Here is a 16,728-nt window from a genome sequence, read left to right on the forward strand (position 1 = left end):
TCACGTGCGCATCCGGCCATTTCCGGTCTTCGTCGAGACGTGGACCACCAGACAGCCGCCGTTCACCGCGCGTACAGGGACCCAGGGCGAACTGGGGTCAACTTGTTCAGACAAGTAGACCCCCCGTCAAAGATCCTGTCTCCGGGAGAGACCGTGCTCCGTTCCTCCGCCCGTCGCGGTGCGGCCGTCCTGCTCAGTGCCGCCGTCCTGACCACGCTCAGCGCGTGTGGCGCCGCACCCGACCAGAGCACCGCCGCCGACGGCAAGAACAAGACCCAGCCCGGCGCCGCCACCTCCGTCGCCGACTTCGGCGGCCTGGAAGGCCTCGTCGCGGCCGCCGAGAAGGAGGGCCAGCTCAACGTCATCGCGCTGCCCGCGGACTGGGCGAACTACGGCGAGATCCAGAAGGCGTTCCAGGCCAAGTACCCCAAGGTCAAGATCAGCGCGGAGAACCCGGACGCCTCCAGCGCCGACGAGATCGCGGCCGTCAAGTCCCGCAAGGGCCAGACCCGCGCTCCCGACGTCCTGGACCTCGGCATCGCCTTCGCCCGCAGCGGCGCCGGAGAGAACCTCTTCGCCCCGTACAAGGTCACCGCGTGGGACAAGATCCCGGCCTCCCAGAAGGACGCGGACGCCCGCTGGTACAACGACTACGGCGGCTACGTCTCCATCGGATGCGACGCCGCCCGCGTCCCGAACTGCCCGCAGTCCTTCGCCGACCTGGCCAAGCCCGAGTACAAGGGCAAGGTCGCCCTCAACGGCAACCCGACCAAGTCCGGCTCCGCCTTCGGCGGCGTCTACGCGGCCGCCCTCGCCAACAAGGGCTCCTTCGGCGACATCCAGCCCGGCATCGACTTCTTCGGCCAGCTCAAGAAGAGCGGCAACTTCATCCCGGTCGAGTCGACCCCGGCCACCGTGGAGAAGGGCGAGACGCCCATCTCCATCGACTGGGACTACCTCAACGCCGGCTACGCCGAGCAGTTCAAGGGCAAGGGCGTCGACTGGAAGGTCGCCATCCCCACCGACGGCGTCTACGCCCAGTACTACTCGCAGGCCGTCAACAAGGACGCCCCGCACCCCGCCGCCTCCCGTCTGTGGATGGAGTTCCTCTACAGCACCGAGGGCCAGAACCTGTGGCTCAAGGGCCACGCCCGCCCCGTGCTGCTGCCCGTCATGACCCAGGACGGCACCGTCGACAAGGACGCCGTCACCCGGCTCCCGCAGGTCCAGGGCACCCCGACCTTCCCGGCCTCCGCGGAGCTGGACCAGGCCAAGGCCACCCTCGCCGAGAAGTGGGACAAGGCCCTCAGCTGATGTCCGACTCCACCACCACCCCCCACACGACGGGGACCGCCGGCGGCGCCACCACCCGCCGCCGGCGGCGCGGCCCGCGCACCTGGCTCGCCGCCCTCCCCCTCCTCGCCTTCACCGGACTCTGCTTCGGCATCCCGCTGGGCGCCATCGCCTTCGGCGCGGTCACCCGCAGCGACCCGGCGGGCGGAGCCACCCGGCTGACCGGCGAGCACCTCACGCGCTCCCTCCAGGGCCCGTACCTCGACTCGCTCGTCGGCAGCGTCCAGCTCTCCGCCCTCACCGCACTCGTGGGCGGCGTGCTCGGCGTCCTGATCGCGCAGGCCGTCGTCACCTCCCGCTCGCGGACCCTGCGCGGCGCGGCACTGACCGCCTCGGGAGTCCTCGCCAACTTCGGCGGGGTCCCGCTCGCCTTCGCCTTCATCGCCACGGCCGGCATCTCCGGAGTCGTCACCCAGCTCGCCGACCTCACCGGTCTCGGCTGGAACCTCTACTCCTTCACCGGCCTCACGGTGGTCTACCTCTACTTCCTGACCCCCCTGATGGTGCTCGTGATCGTCCCCGCGCTGGACGGGCTGCGCCCGCAGTGGCGCGAGGCCGCCCAGAACAACGGGGCGACCGGACGGCAGTTCTGGCGCCACGTCGGCCTGCCCGTCCTCGCGCCCTCGCTGCTCGGCGGGTTCGTGCTGCTCTTCGGCACCGCCTTCGCCGCGCACGCCACGGCCGCCGCGCTCGTCGGCGGCTCCGTCCCCCTGGTCACCCTCAAGATCGCGGACGCGCTGTCCGGGAACGTGCTGACCGGCCAGGAGAACGTGGCACTGGCCCTCGGCCTCGACATGACCGTGATCGCCGGCCTGGTCATGGCGGTCTACCTGCCCCTCCAGCGACGGAGCGCCCGATGGCTGCGATGACCCCGACGCCCGCCCCGAGCGCCCCCGCCCCGAGCGCCCCCGACACCGAGGCCGCCGCCGGCTCCGCCCGGACGCCGGCCGAGGAGCGGCCCCGCGCCGCGCGCCGGTCCCGCCCCCGCCCCCGGGTGTGGCGCGGAGCCGTCCTCGGCCTGGCCGGCACCTACTTCCTCCTCCCGCTCCTCGCCTCCTTCGTCTTCACCGTGCACGTACCCGGCCAGGGCATCAGCTTCGAGGCGTACACCCAGCTGCTCTCCGCCGAGGGATTCACCAGCAGCCTGCTGCTCTCGCTGGGCCTCGCCGCCGCGACCATCCTGCTGTCGCTGCTCCTGGCGGTGCCCGCGCTGGTCGCCGTACGCGTCGGCTCGCCGCGGCTGCGCCCTGTCGTCGAGGTGATGTGCATGCTGCCGCTCGTCGTACCGCCGATCGCCCTGGTCACCGGCATCACCACCGTGCTGCGCTGGGGACCCGACCACCTCGCCAGGACCCCGCTCTACCAGACCTTCCTCGCCGTCCAGAACCCGGACTTCCCCGTCGTCCTGGTCCTCGCGTACACCGTCCTGGCCCTGCCGTTCGTCTACCGCTCCCTCGACGCCGGACTGCGCGCCGTGGACGTCCCGACCCTCGTCGAAGCCGCCCGCAGCTGCGGCGCGAGCTGGCCGTACGTCGTCCTGCGCGTGCTCCTGCCCAACCTGAGGGCCGCCCTCGCCGGAGCCGCCTTCCTCACGCTGGCCCTGGTCCTGGGCGAGTTCACCATCGCCTCGCTGCTCGGATTCCAGCCCTTCGCCGTGTGGATCGTGTCGATCTCCGGAGCCCACGCCCGCATGTCGGTGGCCGTCTCCGTCCTCAGCCTCCTCATCACCTGGCTGTTGCTGCTCTTGCTCTCCCGGGCCGGAACGGCCCCCGCTACCGTGTCTGCCGCGCCCGCCGCCTCCCGTACCTCCCGCACCTCCGGCAAGGAGTCCTGACCCGCATGTCCCCCACCCCCACCGAGGCCGGGAATCCGCCGAAGAGCGACGCGGCCCCCGCCGGGGCCCGCGTCGAATTCCGCGGCCTGCGCCGCGCGTTCGGCTCCACGGTCGCCCTCGACGGACTCGACCTCACCATCGAGCCCGGCGAACTCGTCGCCCTCCTCGGCCCGTCGGGCTGCGGAAAGACCACCGCACTGCGCGTCGTGGCCGGCTTCGAGCAGCCCGACTCCGGCGAAGTCCTCCTCGACGGGCAGGACATCACGCGCGTGCCGGCCAACCGCCGCGACGCCGGGATGGTGTTCCAGTCGTACAGCCTCTTCCCGAACCTCAGCGCCCGCGACAACGTCGCCTTCGGCCTGCGCGTCCGCAAGGCCGGCGCGGCGCAGCGCCGCGAGCGCGCCGCCGAACTCCTCGACCTGGTCGGCCTGCCCGACCACGGCGACCGCTACCCGCACCAGATGTCCGGCGGCCAGCAGCAGCGCGTCGCGCTCGCCCGCGCCCTCGCCCTGCGCCCGCGCGTCCTGCTGCTCGACGAGCCGCTCTCCGCGCTCGACGCGAAGGTACGGGCCAGCCTGCGCGAGGAGATCCGCCGCCTGCAGCTCTCCCTCGGCATCACCACCGTGTTCGTCACGCACGACCAGGAGGAAGCCCTCTCGATGGCCGACCGGGTCGCCGTGCTCAACGCCGGCCGCCTGGAGCAGTGCGCGGCACCCGCCGAGCTCTACGAGCGGCCCGCGACGCCGTTCGTCGCCGAGTTCGTCGGCACCATGAACCGGCTCCCCGGCCGGCTCGCGGGCTCCGGCACGGTGGAGGTGGCCGGCTCCCGGCTGCCCGTGGACGGCCCGGTGCCCTCGACCTCGCACGTCGAGGTTCTCGTGCGCCCCGAGAACATCACGGTGTCGCCGGACGCGGAAGGCACCGCGACCGTCGTCTCCGCCTCGTTCTTCGGCTCGGTGACCCGCGTCCACCTGGACCTGCCGGGCGGCACCCGGGTCAAGGCCGACCTGCCCTCGCGCGACGCCGGAGCCCTCGTACCGGGCGCGCGGGCGGCCGTGGGACTGGCCGAACGCCCCGTACTCGTCGTCGCCGGGGCCGCCTCGTGAACGGACTCGCCGCGGTCCTGTTCGACATGGACGGCACCCTCGTGGACACCGAGGTGCTGTGGTGGGAGACCACCCGGGAGGTCGCGGCCGGCCTCGGGTACGCGCTGACCGAGGCGGACGCGCCCGAGGTGGTCGGCCGCGCGGTCCAGGACACCGCGGCGCACCTCGTACGGGCCGCCGGCGCGGGCGACCCGGCGGAGCTGGCGCGGGACCTGACCGATAGCTTCTTCCGCCGGGTCGAGGCGGGCGCGCCGATGCGGCCGGGCGCGCAGCGGCTGCTGACCGCCCTGGAAGCCGAAGGAGTGCCGTTCGCACTGGTCAGCGCCTCGCCCCGGCTGGTCGTGGACTCGGTGGTCGGGGGCTCGCTGGCCCACGTTCCCTTCGCCTTCACGCTGTCCGCCGACGACACGGCCCTGACGAAGCCGCACCCGGACCCGTACCGGGCGGCCGCGGAGCGGCTGGGCGCGGCGCCGGAGGCGTGCGTGGCGGTCGAGGACTCCCCGGACGGCGCGGCCTCCGCCGAGGCCGCGGGCTGCGGCCTCCTGGTGGTCCCGTCCCTCCTGCCGGTCCCGCCCTCCCCGGTACGCACCTTCGCGCACTCCCTGACGGAGGTCACCCCGGCGACCCTGCGAGCGTGTCTGACCGCGCGGCTGGAGGTCTGAGGGCGCCGGACTCCTCTCCCCGCCCCCCCGCCGCCGTCCCCGGGCGCGGCCCGGTCCCGGGGTCAGCCGTCCAGGGCCAGGAGGCGCAGGACACCGTCCGCGTAGGCGGCCGAGACGGAGTCGGGCCGGTGCTCCGCGGCGGAGCGCAGGCTCGGCAGGGCCGCTCGGATGTGGGCGGCGCACTGACCGTACAGCCCGGCCTCGTGCGAGGAGCCGTCGTCCTCCGCGCCGAGCAGCCGCAGCAGGGCCCACAGCAGGGCCTCGCGCGTCGACTGCCGGGGCGGCCCGGCGGACCAGACGGCCATCAGGACCCCGGACACCGCCGGCGCGGGCGGCCGCAGCCGGCCGGTGTGGAAGGCGTGGCCCTCCAGCGCGTGGAACGCGGCCGGGTGTCCCTCGGCCGCGTCCCACAAGGTGTCCACGAGATGCCCCGCCGGGCGGCCGCAGCCGCAGTCGATGCCGTCCCAGTCGTGCCGGGCGATCTCCCGCGCGACCGCGTCGGGTACCAGCGGGCTGGTGCGGGGCTGCTTGTCCGTCGTTCTCACGAGAGCAGTATGGGATCAGGGCGGCGTCCGGTCCAGGGCCGCCGCGGCCGCGCATCGCCAGGTCAGCGGCGGTGTCCCCGCCGGCCTCGGCCCTTCCGCCGCGCGGCCGCCCCGCCCCCCTGCCGGGCCGCCCCCCTGCCGCCCCGCCCCCCTGCCGGGCCGGGCCCGCGCGGGACACGGCACGGCCGAACGGACGGACCGTCACAGCTCGGGCCGCCACGGGTCGAACACCCAGCCCGGATGAGAGGTCCCGAGGTAGGACAGGTGGGCTTCCCAGTCCTCGGGCGACAACGCCTGTACGGGTTTCAGCGCGATGCGGCCGTCCGCGTCCACGTCGAACCCCCAGGAGAAGCCGACCAGCGGCAGGACCCGCCGTTCGGTGTCGTCCATCGGCGTCCACGCGAGGTAGCTGTGGGCCGTCCAGTCGAGGGGATCCCGCCTGTCGCGGGACGGCGCGTCGAACAAGGTGGGATTGACGCCGAAGAACGCGTACGGGGACGGCGCATCCTCGAAGAGGTAGAACGGATCCATGTCGAAGGCGGTCCCGGCGGAGGCGTTGTCCGTCGAGCGCACCAGCTGGACCCAGCCGAAGAGGGCCCGGTAGCCCTTCCCCGGGTAGTCCACCACGGCCGTGCAGCTAGGGAATCCACGGGCTCCGGCGTGCTTGCCGATCGCGGAGGGATCATCCACAGGCTCCACCGTCACGGCCAGCGAGCCCTGTACGTCGTCACGTAAGAAGGTAGTGATCACGACTTCACCTTGCCGCCCGCGGGCGCCCTTGGGAAGGGCGCCCGCGGCCCGCCCGCCCGGCGCGTGCGCTGCGGTACGGGGCCGGGCCGGCCGTGGCAGGCTGGGACCGTGAATGAGGCACCGCGCGAACCCGACCGCAGGACACCGCTCTACCGGAAGGTCGCCGCGGACCTGCGGACGGCGATCACGGCGGGCGAGTACGGGTCCGGCTCCCGGCTGCCCGCGGAGGACGAACTCGCCCGCCGCTACGAGGTGTCCAGGGGCACGGTCCGCCAGGCGCTCGCCGCGCTGCGCACCGACGGACTGGTCACCTCCCGGCGCGGCACCCGCCGGGTCGTGCTCGGGGGCGGCCCGGCGCGCGACGGGGCGGTGGCGGAGCTCCGCAGTTTCACCCGGTGGGCCCGCTCGCTGGGGCGGGAACCGGGCGGCCGGACCGTGTCCGTGGACCGGGGCGAGGCCGACGCCGGGGAGGCGGAGCAGCTGAGGATCCCCGCGGGCTCGCCCGTCCACCGCGTGCTGCGGCTGCGCACGCTGTCGGGGTCCCCGGTGATGGTGGAGCGCACCACCTATCCGGAGGCGGTCGGCGCCCTGGTGGCGGCCATGCCGTTCGACACGGTCTCCTACTCCGACCGGCTCGCCGCGCACGGAGTGCTGTTCACCGACGCCCACCACACCATCGACATCGCGGCGGCCGACGCGGACGACGCGCGGCTGCTGGGCTGCCGGACGGGGGAGGCGCTGCTGCGCGAGCGGCGCCGGTCCACCGATCTGGCGGGCGTCCCGGTGGAGTGGTCGCAGGACCGGTACCTGCCGGGGACGGTGGCCTTCACCGTGCACACGACGGCCGCCGGCGCCCTGGGCCGGCGGCTCAGCCCCTGATCAGGAGCTCCTCCAGCAGCGGCCGGAAGTGGCCGAAGCCCGGGACGTCCGTCCCCGGGTCCTTGGCCTGCTCGTCCCAGCGCCGCAGGGCCACCGCGTCGGCAGCCCCCGGCAGCGCCTCGAAGGCCCGTACCTGCTCCGCGGTCATCGGGCCGCCCTGGACGCGCAGGGTGTGCACGGAGGCGTCGGAGAGGAGATCGAAGTAGCCGGGCTCGACCGCGCAGAGGTACCGCTTCGCGGCCACGTGCAGCCGGACCGGTTCGGTCACCTCCGGGCCGAACCAGCGGCCGAGCCAGTCGGCTCCGGTGTGGCCGTGCCGGTTGTCCTGTCCGCCCTCCATCAGGTCGTGGCCGGTCACGACGCCGTGGAAGTGCCCGATGTCGTGGAGGAGGGCGGCCGCCACCAGGTGACCGGGTGCCCCGGCGGCCTCGGCGAGGGCCCCGGCCCGGAGCATGTGACCGGCCTGGGTGACGGCCTCGCCGAAGTACTCGGCGCTGCCCTCGCCCTCGAAGAGGCGGGCCAGCGCGCCGATCGGGTCGGTGGCGTCGGTGGGGCCGGTGGGGCCGGTAGGGCCGGTGGGTCCGGTCGGGAGGGGTTCGGCCCGGTTCACGCACGGGCTCCTTCGCGGCGCAGTACGGCAAGGGTGGAGAGCAGGCCGTCGAGGTCGGCGTAGGTCCCCTGGAGGTGGCGTCCGCCCGATTCGGCGAAGGCCGTACGGGCGTGCAGCAGACGGGTGTTGTCGAAGACCACGCAGTCTCCGGGCACGAGCCGGAAGCCGATCCGCAGCTCCGGCCGCTCCAGCAGCTCGGCGAAGAGCCAGTAGGCGGCGTAGAACTCCTCCAGGACGGCGACCGGCTGGTGCAGGGTGTCGAAGGACCGGTTGTTGAAACGGACCTCGCGGATGCGGCCGAGCGGGTCCACGTCGATCAGCGGCCGGTGGGCCCGCAGTGCGGTGCGCGCGTCGGCGAACGCGAACTCCGCCGGGACCCGGGTCAGCACGCCGAAGGCCTCCGGCTCCCGCTCGCGCAGGATCGCGGCGGCGTGGAAGCCGTCGACCAGACCGGACTCGCCGCCCCGGGCCTCGTTGCGCAGGCAGTGCAGCAGTTGCAGGGTCGGCACCGGGTCCCGGTACGGGTTGTCGGTGTGCGGGGTGATCCGGGCCCCGGTGAAGGCCAGGTTGCCGGGGTCGGCCTCGACACGGACCTCGAAGAGCTCGCCGTAGTTCGTCGGGCGGACGAAGCCGAAGGTGTGCGCTACGTCCAGCACCATCCGGTCCCGGCACGGCACGTCACGCAGGACGACGAACCCGAGCCGGACCACGTCGGCCAGGGCCCTCGCGCGGACCTCGCGGGAACCGATGTACGCGTCCCACCCGGCCTCGGGGAACCGCCCGGCCAGGTCGTCCGCCGCCCAGAGCTCCTTGTCCGCCTCGGTGCGGCCGTCCCCGGCGCGGCGAGCCGGGCCGTCGGGCGCGGCGACGGGTGTTCCGTCGGGCGCGGCGAGGGGTGTTCCCTCCGGCGCGTGGGCGTCGAGCCAGTCGGCCGCGTAGACGGAGCGGTGCCCGTCCGGGTGCCACACCACCTCCCAGCCGGGCCCGCCGTCGGTGGCCACCGCCTCGTGCGCCGAGCCGACGGCGAGGCCGTCGGGCAACTCGGTGATCTGGAACAGCTTCTGGCCGGTGCGCGGATCGCGGCAGTCGCCGCAGGGACAGTTGTCGCGCAGCCAGATCGCGGGTGGACGGGTGAGTGCCGTGGCGGGCATCGGGGCTCCTGTCGTCATCCCGGAGTGAGTTGTACATACAACTCCAGGGTGGGGGCATCGTGACAGGACCGGGTGACGGGCAGATGGCGGAGAGGTGGCCGGAGCCGCCCGGTCCGGTCGTCCGCCCGGACGGCCCGCCCGCCCGGACGGCCCGCCCGGCCGAGCGGAACCGGATCAAGGCGGGCTTCGTCTCAGCCCGCATGGGAACGACTGTGTGGAAGAACGGGCGAGCGGCCTCGCGGCGGACGAGGCGAAGGATCGGCGTGCTGTTGTTCGCGCTGCTCGCGACCCAGCTGGGCTCGCTGATCGGCCCGGCCTACGCCTGCGGCTGCGGGGCCATGGTGCCCGGCGCCGAGGGCCGGATCGGGGTCTCCCGGGAGGCCTCCGTGGTGCGTTGGGACGGCCGGACCGAACGGATAGCGATGCGGTTCACCGTCGGTGGCGATGCCAAGCGGGCCGCGTGGATCATGCCGGTCCCGGGGCGGGCCACGGTGAGCCTCGGCGACAGCGACCTGTTCTCCCAACTGGCGGACCTGACCGGGCCCGAGTACCGGACCCGGACGTACTTCTGGCCGCGCCACGGCGACTGGCCCTTCACCTCCGGTGACCGGGACACGGCCGGAGCCCCGATGCCGGGCAGCGCGGACCCGGGGGTCGGCGTCGTGGGCCGGGAGCGGCTCGGCGACTTCGACGTCGCCCGCCTGACCGCGACCGACCCCGACGCGCTCCGCACCTGGCTGAAGGCCAACGGCTTCGAACTCCCCGAAGGCCTCTCCACCGAGCTGAAGCCGTACGTGGACCAGCGCTGGGAGTACGTCGCCGTACGCCTCGTCCCCCGGGAGCAGGGTGCCACCCTGCGCGGCACACTGGATCCGCTGCTCATCCGCTTCGACAGCGAGCGGCTCGTCTACCCGATGCGGCTGTCCCGGCTGGCGAAGACCGCGCAGTCCCTCGGCCTCTACGTGCTGGCCGACCACCGGATGGAACCCGCGTCCCGGATCGGCGGGGACGCGCCCGAGGTGACCTTCGCCGGGCGGATCACCCCGACGCGCGCGGTCGCCGAACTGGCCGGCACCGCGCCGGTGTTCCTCACGGCGATCGACCAGAGCTTCCCCGTACCGTCCCGGATCGACGGCGACCACGAACTGCGCGCCACGGCCGCGGACACCCCGTACCGCCGGGTCGAATACAGCGACGAACTCCGTACGGCCGGCGGCGTCCCGGTCTGGATCCTGACGGTCGTGGGCGCGTTCTCGGCCCTGGTCGGGGCCGTGGCCACGACGCTCCTCGTGCTGCGACGCCGCCGGACGGCGCGAGCGGGGACGGGGACGGTCGCGGGGGCGGGGGCTCGCTAACGCGTGCCGCCCGGGCCCGCGCCCCTTCCCGGGTCCGCGCCCCTTCCCGGGCCCGTTCCGCCTCCCGGTCCGCGCGCCGGCCGCCGCTCCGGCGGCGGTGTCGCTCAGCCAGTGCGCGTGCAGCCACGTACGGCTCCACATCATCGCCAGGGTGAAGACGGCGCCGCCGATCCACCACGCCCGGCGCCGGGCGGCCGGGACGAGGGCCGCCCCGACGAGGACGACGAGGAGCGCCGCGCCGGCCGCGTGCCCGGAGGGGAACGAGCCGTGGTCGACCCGGACCAGCGGACCGGCCGGTCGCGGCCGGTCCACCAGGTGCTTGAGCCCCTGCACGACGAGCACGTTGCCGGACAGGTACGTCACGAACAGGAAGCCGGCGGGCACCCAGCGGCGGCGGACCAGCAGGAGGAGCAGCAGGGCGAGCGGTACGACGGCTCCGGCCGGGCCGCCGAACCAGTTCAGGGCCGCGGCGACCGCGGAGCGGAACCCCTCGTGCGGTCCGTCCGTCCAGGACAGCCAGCGGTCGTCCAGCCCCTGGAACGGCGGCCGGACGGTGTCCCGCCGTACGAGGAGCGCGAGCGTGCCGCTGCGCCGGGCGCCCCGCGTCCTGTGCGGGGACGGGTGACGAGCCCGGCTCGGCAGCGGCGGCTCCGTGCGCGCCCCCGGGCGCCCGCCGACGACGCACGGTGACCCACGGTCAGATGATCCGGCGGGAACCGTCTGGCTAGCCCTTGGCCCGCCGCACCGCGAGCTCCGACAGGGCCTCGGGGGCGCCGGGTTGGTGGCGGATGCCGGGGAAGGCGTTGACGTCCACGATCAGCGGGGCGCCGTCGGCCGTGGCGATGATGTCCACGCCGTAGACGTCCAGGGCGAAGACCTCGCCGACCCGGCGGGTCAGATCGGCCCAGCCCGTCGGGAGGTGCGGCAGCGGGAGCGTGGGTCCGCGGCCCTCCGGGGAGAGCTCCGAGCGGCGCAGGGCCGCGAAGACCCGGTCGCCGACGGCCCACAGTTTGTGGTCCCATCCGCTGTTCGGTGCGAACTCCTGGACCACCACCGGTTCGTCGGGCCACGTGCGGGCCAACTCGCGCAGCGCCGGCGGGTCGTCGACCCGCGCCACGAGGTCCTCCCGGCGGTTGTGGCGGCTCTTGACGACCACCGGGGAGCGCAGCAGCTCCGCGGGGCCGGCCCCGGCCGCCCACCCCGCGAGCGTGGCGAACGTGCGGGTTCCCGCGAACGGGATCCCGGCCCGGACCGCCGTCTCCGCCATCAGCGTCCGGTCCTGGCACAGTGTGGTCGCGGCGGCCGAGTTGACCACCGCCGCCCCGCGACGCTCCAGGCGCCGGGCCAGGTCCAGCCCGCGCGGCGTGTGTGCCTTGAGGAGGTACACGTCCGCGGGCGCCACGGAGGGCTCGTCGTCCGTGCCCGGATCCAGTACCTCCACCCGGTGGCCGGAGGCACCCAGCAGACCGGCGGCGGCCGACAGCAGCGGATGTCCCGGGTTGTCCGTGATCAGGCCGATCCTCATGCTCCGTCTCCCGCCGCGGCGGCGGCTCCGGCGGCCGAGGGGGTGGCGGTGGCCGTGACGGGGCCATGGGCCGTGGCCTGCACCGGGATCGACACGGGGAGCCCCGCCGCCCCGCGCGGCAGGGCGTCGACCGGGCCGCCGGGTACGCCGGAGCCGGCGGGCACGCCCGCCCCGCCCGACGCGCCCGCCCCGCCCGACGCGCCCGCGCCGGCGGACCCGCCCGAGCCGCCGGTCCGCGCGAGGCTCAGGACCGCTCGGGCCACCCGCGCGGCGGCGTCCGGTACCTGACGGAAGCTCGGGAAGTCGTTCACGTCGACGACCACCGGCCCGTCGGGCCCCAGCAGCACGTCCAGCCCGTACAGGTCGAGCCCGTAGACCGCCCCGACCCGGGCGGCGATCTCCGCGATCTCGGCGGACAGCGGGACCAGGCGCTCCGGGACCGCACGGTCCGGGTGCAGGGGCGAACGGCGTTCCGTGGCGAAGAGTTCCCCGCCGACCGCGTAGACCTTGATGTCGATGCCGGAGTTCGGGACGTACGGCTGGGCGACGAGCATGCCCTCGCCCGCCAGTTCGGGGAGCACCGCGGCCAACCGCTCCGGCGAGGACACCAGGTGCACGGCGCGCCCGGAGCTGCCGTCGGCGGGCTTGACGACCAGCGGGTACTCCGAGGCGGGGATCTGCGCCAGCAGTTCCGGCCGGGCGGCCGCGTACGTCGGCGGCAGGGGGAGGCCCCGGCCGCGCCCGATGGCGGCGGCCAGCGCCTTGTCCCGTACGCCCCGGATCGCGCGTGCGTCGTTGACCGTGGTCATCCCGGCCGCGGCGGCCGCCTCGAGCAGGGTCAGCCCCGGGCCGCCCGACACCGTCTTGAGCACCCAGGCGTCGTGGTCCCCGGCCCGTACCAGATCGCACATCCGCAGCAGCGAACCACCGGGCCGCAGCACTTCCACCTGGTGGCCCCACGCGGTGAGCTGACGGACCACCTCGTTCGGCATGCCGTCGTGGCGGTAGTTCTCCTCCACCAGGAAGCAGAGCCTCATGGACCTTCCCCATATTCCCCGGACGTCCGCCGATCCCGTCCGGCGAGTTGTGACGTCACAGGATGTCATGGACCGCAATGTGATGATCGGTCCGTCCGCGCAGGCCCGGTCACCGCGCCCCCGCCCCTACTTCGCCGGCGGGCAGGACGGGTCACGGAGCCGGATGACCGCGAACGTCGCGACCGTGGACGCTACGACGGCGGCGAACCACACCACGCGGTGGACGAACGCGGCGGGGGACAGGGCCGAAGCCGCCCGGTGGGGCAGACTCCTGAGGAGCACCGTGACCACGGCCGCGAGGGACGTGCCCGGGCCGATCGCCCGCGTCCGTGGGAGACCTCGTTCCACGTGCCCTCCTCGTGTCCCGTTGTGGCGGCAGTTTGACCCATGGACGCCCGGCGCGACAGGCCTTTCACCCCTGTCCCGACCGCCCCGACCGCCCCGGCCGGCCTTCCCGACGACGCGGCGCGCTAGTCCTCCCGTGTGGCCGCCTCGAACGCCGCGTCGCGGACCTCCGTTTCCGGGTGCCTGCGCAGCTCCCGCAGCAGCTCCCGCCACGGCGCCGGCCAGCCGTGCAGCCGGCCGAGGCCGGCGGTGAGCGCGGCGGCGAAGAGCCCGGCCTCCGCGCCGCCGTCGGACGCGAGGCCGCGTACGCACTCCAGGACCGATGCGGGATCCGGCAGCGGATCCCCGTGGTCGTATCCGGACTTCAGGTCGCGGGCGGTCGCGCGGGCCAGACCCGGCCGGCCTCGGAGGGCGGTGACCAGTTCCCCCAACGCCGCCCGCAGGCCCTGCGGATCGGCCGGGTCCGCCCGCAGGTCGACGGCGTGCAGTAGCAACGCCACCCGGGCCCCGGTCAGCAGCGGCTCGTCGGCGAGCTGGCGGATCACCGCCTCGCGCACGGAGGGGCTCTCCGCCAGCGGCGGCCGGGTGGCGAGGCCGCGTAGCCGCCGCAGGGCCGGAAGGTCGAGGTCCGGCTCCGTGTCCGGCTGTGCGCCGGACCGTACGACGTCCAGCAGTTCCGCCACCGCCCGGTGGAACTGGCTGCCCGGCTCGGCGCCGCCCACCGGGTGGGGCAGGTCCGAGACCGCGATCCGGGCGAGGGCCGACGTGGTGGTCCACGACGCCTCGCGGAGCGACAGGTCGCAGACCGCCCGTCGCACGGTGTCCGCCACCTCGGTCGCGTACGCCGCCCACTTCGGCAGGCTCAGGTAGGCATGGGAGAGGAGTTCCTCCCGGTCCTCGCCGAACCCGCCGACCGACGCCGCCACCAGCCGGGCGTAGCGCGGCCGGTGCTCCTGCGGCACGTCCAGCGGATCGGCGTGGGCGAGTGCGAGCCGACGGGGCAGGGGACCGGAGGAAGCGGTCTCCAGCAGCTCCCAGGCCGCGGGGTCGGGCAGCAGTCCGACGGCCAGCCGCATGGCGACGGCCACCAGATCGGGGTGGCTGCCCGGGTCGCGCCCGATCCGGCCCAGCAGCGCGGCAGCGTGCCGCGGCGGGAGCAGCCGGACCGCCAGCCGGGCGGCCTCCTTGCGGCTGGTCACCTTCGCACCCCGGCCCGCCTCCGGCCGTTCCCCGTCGGGCGCCGCACCGGGCAGTGCCGCACCGGGCAGTGCCGACCCGAAGAGCACTGCCTCGAGCCGGGGCGCGAGCGCGGAGGGCGCGGTGGCCGCCGCCGCCCGTTCGGCGGCGTACAGAGCCACGCGGGCGCGGTCGTCGCCGGCGTGCGCGAGCAGCTCGTCCAGGACGGCGGCCGGTTCCACCGTGCGGGCCGCGGCCGCCAGCGCCGCCTCGGCCCGCACGATGTCCGTTCCGCGCGCGCATGCTCCGACGAGGGCCAGGCCGTGGTCGGGTATCAGGGCCGCCTCGCGGAGCACCGAGGTCCGCTCGTACGACGTCCCGGAGCCGTCCCGGACCGCCGCCGCCGCGAGGCGGGCCGCCGCCTCCTGCTGACGCGGCAGCCACCGGGACGCCCGGGCGAGGACGGGCAGCGGCCGGGCGGAGTCCTCGCGCAGGAACCGCCCGTACGGCGGGCGTTCGTCGAGCAGCACGTCCAGCAGATCGGTGCGGCGCGCCGACAGGACCTCGCGTACGGGTCGCAGCGCGGCCGCGGAGGGTTCCCGGGCCAGCAGCTCCACCGTGCGCCCCTCGCGCGTCGCCCGGTCGGCCAGCCAGGCGCGGGCGAGCGCGGGGGCGTCCTCGTCCCCGCAACGGTCCAGGGCGTCGGCGAGCATCCGCTGGAGTCCGGGCAGCCGGGCGGACGTGGTGTCGAGGAATCCCGCGAGTCTGAGCAGCGGGCCGAAGTCGCCCTTCTCGGCGGCGCCGCCGGCCCAGGGGCGCAGCGCCTCGAACACCTGGGGTTCCCGTCCGTGGCCCGGCGGCCAGGAGCGCCCGCCGAGCAGGGCGCCGCCGAGGTGGTCGACGAGGTGGCGCAGGGTGCGCAGGGCCCAGTCGAGCGGACCGGCCCCGGCGGCGGGCTCGTCGAGCACGCCGAGGACGAGCGTGCGCAGGGCCGACCGGGTGGCGAAGGAGGAGTCGCGGGCCCGGAGGGCGTCCAGGGCGATGGCCTCCAGGTGGCCGGGGGCCGTCGGGGAATCCAGCAGGGTGGCGGGCAGTCGCGCCAGCGCCGTGAGCACGGTGGAGCGTACGGGGTCGCGCTCGTTGCGCAGCCGGACCGCGATCAGGGCGAGGACCTCCGCGACCGCACCGGGTTCGCCGCTGACCTCCGCGTGGGCGACGAGCAGCGCCCAGGCGTCCGCCCGCCGTTCGGCGTCGGGCCCGGCGCACGCGGCGAGGATCTCGGGACGGGCCTCGGCCACCGGGAGATGGACGAGGGAGCCCGGCAGCGCCCCCGGCGGCAGTCCCGCCGCGCGTTCGCGGGCCACGGCGAGCCGCGCCTCGGCGTACCGCCGCTCGGGCGCGAGCAGCGGGTGCAGGACGACCGCGAGATCCCGGGCATCGGGGGCGAGGCCCTGCGTCAGCTCGTCGTAGAAGGTCTCGCGGCGGCCCGGCGGGAGGGCCTTGAACAGGGCGGCCAGCCGCTCGGGACGGCGTAGCCAGCGCCGCCCGAGGAGGTGCAGGGACGGCGGGTCCGCCCGCACGAGACGGCGCAGCACGGAGGCCGCGGGGACGGGTCCGTACCGCGGGTCTTCGCGCGCGGGATCGATCAGCCACCGTACGAGGCGTTCGGCGTCGGCGGCGGCGAACAGGCCGAGCCGGTCCCGCAGGGCGTGCGGCGGGGCGGCGGGCCCGTACCGCTCCAGCAGTCCGAGCACGCGCAGCGGTTCGGCGGGAGCGGCGGCGGCCAGCCCGGGGGAGCGGCGGGTCCACCAGGAGTCCCGCAGTTCGGAGGGGAGCGCGGCGAGTTCGGCCTCCGCCTGGTCCAGGACCGGCCCGGGGTGGCGCAGGGCGAGGCGGACCCAGTCCGTGACGCGGTCCGCGAGCTCCGGCAGCAGCCGGGCCGCGGCCCCGGTTCCGCAGCCGGCGAGCAGAGCGGCGGCCTCGCGGTCTCCCCACCGCGCGCGCACCTGGGGGAGGAGGGCTTCGGCGAGGGCCGTGCGTCCGCTGCGGCGGGCCGTACGCGCCAGCTCGTCGCGCACGTCGGCGGAGGCGTCCGGGTACGCCGCGACGATCGCCTCGTCGGACACGAGCCCGGTCCGGGCGGCCCGCAGGGCGTAGCCGCGGACCACCGGGTCGGGGTCGGCGAGCCGCGCGGCGAGGTGCCCGGTCCGCCGGCCGGCGAACGCGGCGAGGGCCGCCAGCCGCCGCTCGTAGCGGCCCATGCCGTCCAGTTCGGTCAGTACGGGGTCCAGCTCGCCGGCTGCCGCGAGGTCCCGGGCGGTGGTGGCGGTGAGACGGAGGCGGTCCCGGTGGGGGAGGGGCTCGACGGCGCTGAGCAGCTGTTCGGTGATGCGCGACATG

General features: G+C 75.3%; 15 protein-coding genes and 1 pseudogene. 7 read left to right on the forward strand and 9 right to left on the reverse strand.

Annotation, left to right across the window (positions count from 1 at the left end; genetic code table 11):
* Positions 1-153 precede the first annotated feature (153 nt).
* The 5 genes from ACWF9Z_RS16560 to ACWF9Z_RS16580 are packed head-to-tail and all read left to right on the forward strand — an operon-like array spanning position 154 to position 4,955.
* Positions 154-1,314 (forward strand): ABC transporter substrate-binding protein, encoded by a 1,161-nt coding sequence (locus ACWF9Z_RS16560; protein ID WP_453602739.1) that lies wholly within the window; start codon positions 154-156, stop codon positions 1,312-1,314.
* Positions 1,314-2,222 (forward strand): ABC transporter permease, encoded by a 909-nt coding sequence (locus ACWF9Z_RS16565; protein WP_453602741.1) that lies wholly within the window; start codon positions 1,314-1,316, stop codon positions 2,220-2,222. Before ACWF9Z_RS16560 ends, ACWF9Z_RS16565 begins: the two co-directional genes overlap by 1 nt.
* Positions 2,219-3,187 (forward strand): ABC transporter permease, encoded by a 969-nt coding sequence (locus tag ACWF9Z_RS16570; protein ID WP_453602938.1) that lies wholly within the window; start codon positions 2,219-2,221, stop codon positions 3,185-3,187. Before ACWF9Z_RS16565 ends, ACWF9Z_RS16570 begins: the two co-directional genes overlap by 4 nt.
* A 5-nt stretch (positions 3,188-3,192) precedes the next feature.
* Entirely contained in the window at positions 3,193-4,293 is a 1,101-nt protein-coding gene (locus ACWF9Z_RS16575) for an ABC transporter ATP-binding protein (RefSeq protein WP_453602743.1), read from the forward strand.
* Positions 4,290-4,955 (forward strand): HAD family hydrolase, encoded by a 666-nt coding sequence (locus ACWF9Z_RS16580; protein WP_453602745.1) that lies wholly within the window; start codon positions 4,290-4,292, stop codon positions 4,953-4,955. Before ACWF9Z_RS16575 ends, ACWF9Z_RS16580 begins: the two co-directional genes overlap by 4 nt.
* A 62-nt stretch (positions 4,956-5,017) precedes the next feature.
* Here the strand turns inward: ACWF9Z_RS16580 and ACWF9Z_RS16585 are convergent, their stop codons facing one another.
* Positions 5,018-5,500, reverse strand: a complete 483-nt coding sequence (locus ACWF9Z_RS16585) for a hypothetical protein (RefSeq protein ID WP_453602747.1) — start codon at positions 5,498-5,500, stop codon at positions 5,018-5,020.
* 201 nt (positions 5,501-5,701) lie between these two features.
* Entirely contained in the window at positions 5,702-6,250 is a 549-nt protein-coding gene (locus ACWF9Z_RS16590; RefSeq protein ID WP_453602749.1) for a hypothetical protein, read from the reverse strand.
* 108 nt (positions 6,251-6,358) lie between these two features.
* Between ACWF9Z_RS16590 and ACWF9Z_RS16595 the strand changes: the two genes are divergently transcribed.
* Positions 6,359-7,129: a GntR family transcriptional regulator gene (locus tag ACWF9Z_RS16595; RefSeq protein ID WP_453602750.1), complete on the forward strand. Its 771-nt coding sequence runs from the start codon at positions 6,359-6,361 to the stop codon at positions 7,127-7,129.
* On the opposite strand, the gene ACWF9Z_RS16600 is transcribed toward ACWF9Z_RS16595, so the two are convergent.
* Positions 7,119-7,739 (reverse strand): phosphonate degradation HD-domain oxygenase, encoded by a 621-nt coding sequence (locus tag ACWF9Z_RS16600; protein ID WP_453602752.1) that lies wholly within the window; start codon positions 7,737-7,739, stop codon positions 7,119-7,121. The genes ACWF9Z_RS16595 and ACWF9Z_RS16600 overlap by 11 nt on opposite strands.
* Entirely contained in the window at positions 7,736-8,890 is a 1,155-nt protein-coding gene (locus tag ACWF9Z_RS16605) for a TauD/TfdA family dioxygenase (RefSeq protein WP_453602754.1), read from the reverse strand. The genes ACWF9Z_RS16600 and ACWF9Z_RS16605 overlap by 4 nt, the downstream gene beginning before the upstream one ends.
* A gap of 269 nt (positions 8,891-9,159) precedes the next feature.
* On the opposite strand from ACWF9Z_RS16605, the gene ACWF9Z_RS16610 reads away from it, so the two are divergent.
* Positions 9,160-10,245: a DUF2330 domain-containing protein gene (locus ACWF9Z_RS16610; RefSeq protein ID WP_453602940.1), complete on the forward strand. Its 1,086-nt coding sequence runs from the start codon at positions 9,160-9,162 to the stop codon at positions 10,243-10,245.
* Positions 10,246-10,374: 129 nt separating this feature from the next.
* On the opposite strand, the pseudogene ACWF9Z_RS16615 reads toward ACWF9Z_RS16610, so the two are convergent.
* The 5 genes and pseudogenes from ACWF9Z_RS16615 to ACWF9Z_RS16635 form a co-directional block, all read right to left on the reverse strand.
* A pseudogene (locus tag ACWF9Z_RS16615) lies at positions 10,375-10,629 on the reverse strand (phosphatase PAP2 family protein); the annotation flags it as partial.
* Positions 10,630-10,969: 340 nt separating this feature from the next.
* Entirely contained in the window at positions 10,970-11,770 is an 801-nt protein-coding gene (locus ACWF9Z_RS16620; protein WP_453602756.1) for an ATP-grasp domain-containing protein, read from the reverse strand.
* Entirely contained in the window at positions 11,767-12,807 is a 1,041-nt protein-coding gene (locus ACWF9Z_RS16625) for an ATP-grasp domain-containing protein (RefSeq protein ID WP_453602758.1), read from the reverse strand. Before ACWF9Z_RS16625 ends, ACWF9Z_RS16620 begins: the two co-directional genes overlap by 4 nt.
* Before the next feature lie 126 nt (positions 12,808-12,933).
* Positions 12,934-13,155: a hypothetical protein gene (locus ACWF9Z_RS16630; protein WP_453602760.1), complete on the reverse strand. Its 222-nt coding sequence runs from the start codon at positions 13,153-13,155 to the stop codon at positions 12,934-12,936.
* A 122-nt stretch (positions 13,156-13,277) separates the two neighbouring features.
* The gene (locus ACWF9Z_RS16635) at positions 13,278-16,727 is read right to left on the reverse strand and encodes a hypothetical protein (RefSeq protein WP_453602762.1); all 3,450 of its coding nucleotides are present in this window, start codon (positions 16,725-16,727) and stop codon (positions 13,278-13,280) included.
* Position 16,728 lies beyond the last annotated feature (1 nt).

It is taken from the genome of Streptomyces sp. NPDC054961 (assembly GCF_053609145.1).

What these genes read in the sequence shown, in the direction of transcription:
- ACWF9Z_RS16565 (WP_453602741.1), top strand. Translation starts at nt 1,314, where the DNA reads ATGTCCGACTCCACCACCACCCCCCACACGACGGGGACCGCCGGCGGC.
- ACWF9Z_RS16570 (WP_453602938.1), top strand. Translation starts at nt 2,219, where the DNA reads ATGACCCCGACGCCCGCCCCGAGCGCCCCCGCCCCGAGCGCCCCCGAC.
- ACWF9Z_RS16575 (WP_453602743.1), top strand. Translation starts at nt 3,193, where the DNA reads ATGTCCCCCACCCCCACCGAGGCCGGGAATCCGCCGAAGAGCGACGCG.
- ACWF9Z_RS16605 (WP_453602754.1), bottom strand. Translation starts at nt 8,890, where the DNA reads ATGCCCGCCACGGCACTCACCCGTCCACCCGCGATCTGGCTGCGCGAC.
- ACWF9Z_RS16620 (WP_453602756.1), bottom strand. Translation starts at nt 11,770, where the DNA reads ATGAGGATCGGCCTGATCACGGACAACCCGGGACATCCGCTGCTGTCG.
- ACWF9Z_RS16625 (WP_453602758.1), bottom strand. Translation starts at nt 12,807, where the DNA reads ATGAGGCTCTGCTTCCTGGTGGAGGAGAACTACCGCCACGACGGCATG.
- ACWF9Z_RS16635 (WP_453602762.1), bottom strand. Translation starts at nt 16,727, where the DNA reads ATGTCGCGCATCACCGAACAGCTGCTCAGCGCCGTCGAGCCCCTCCCC.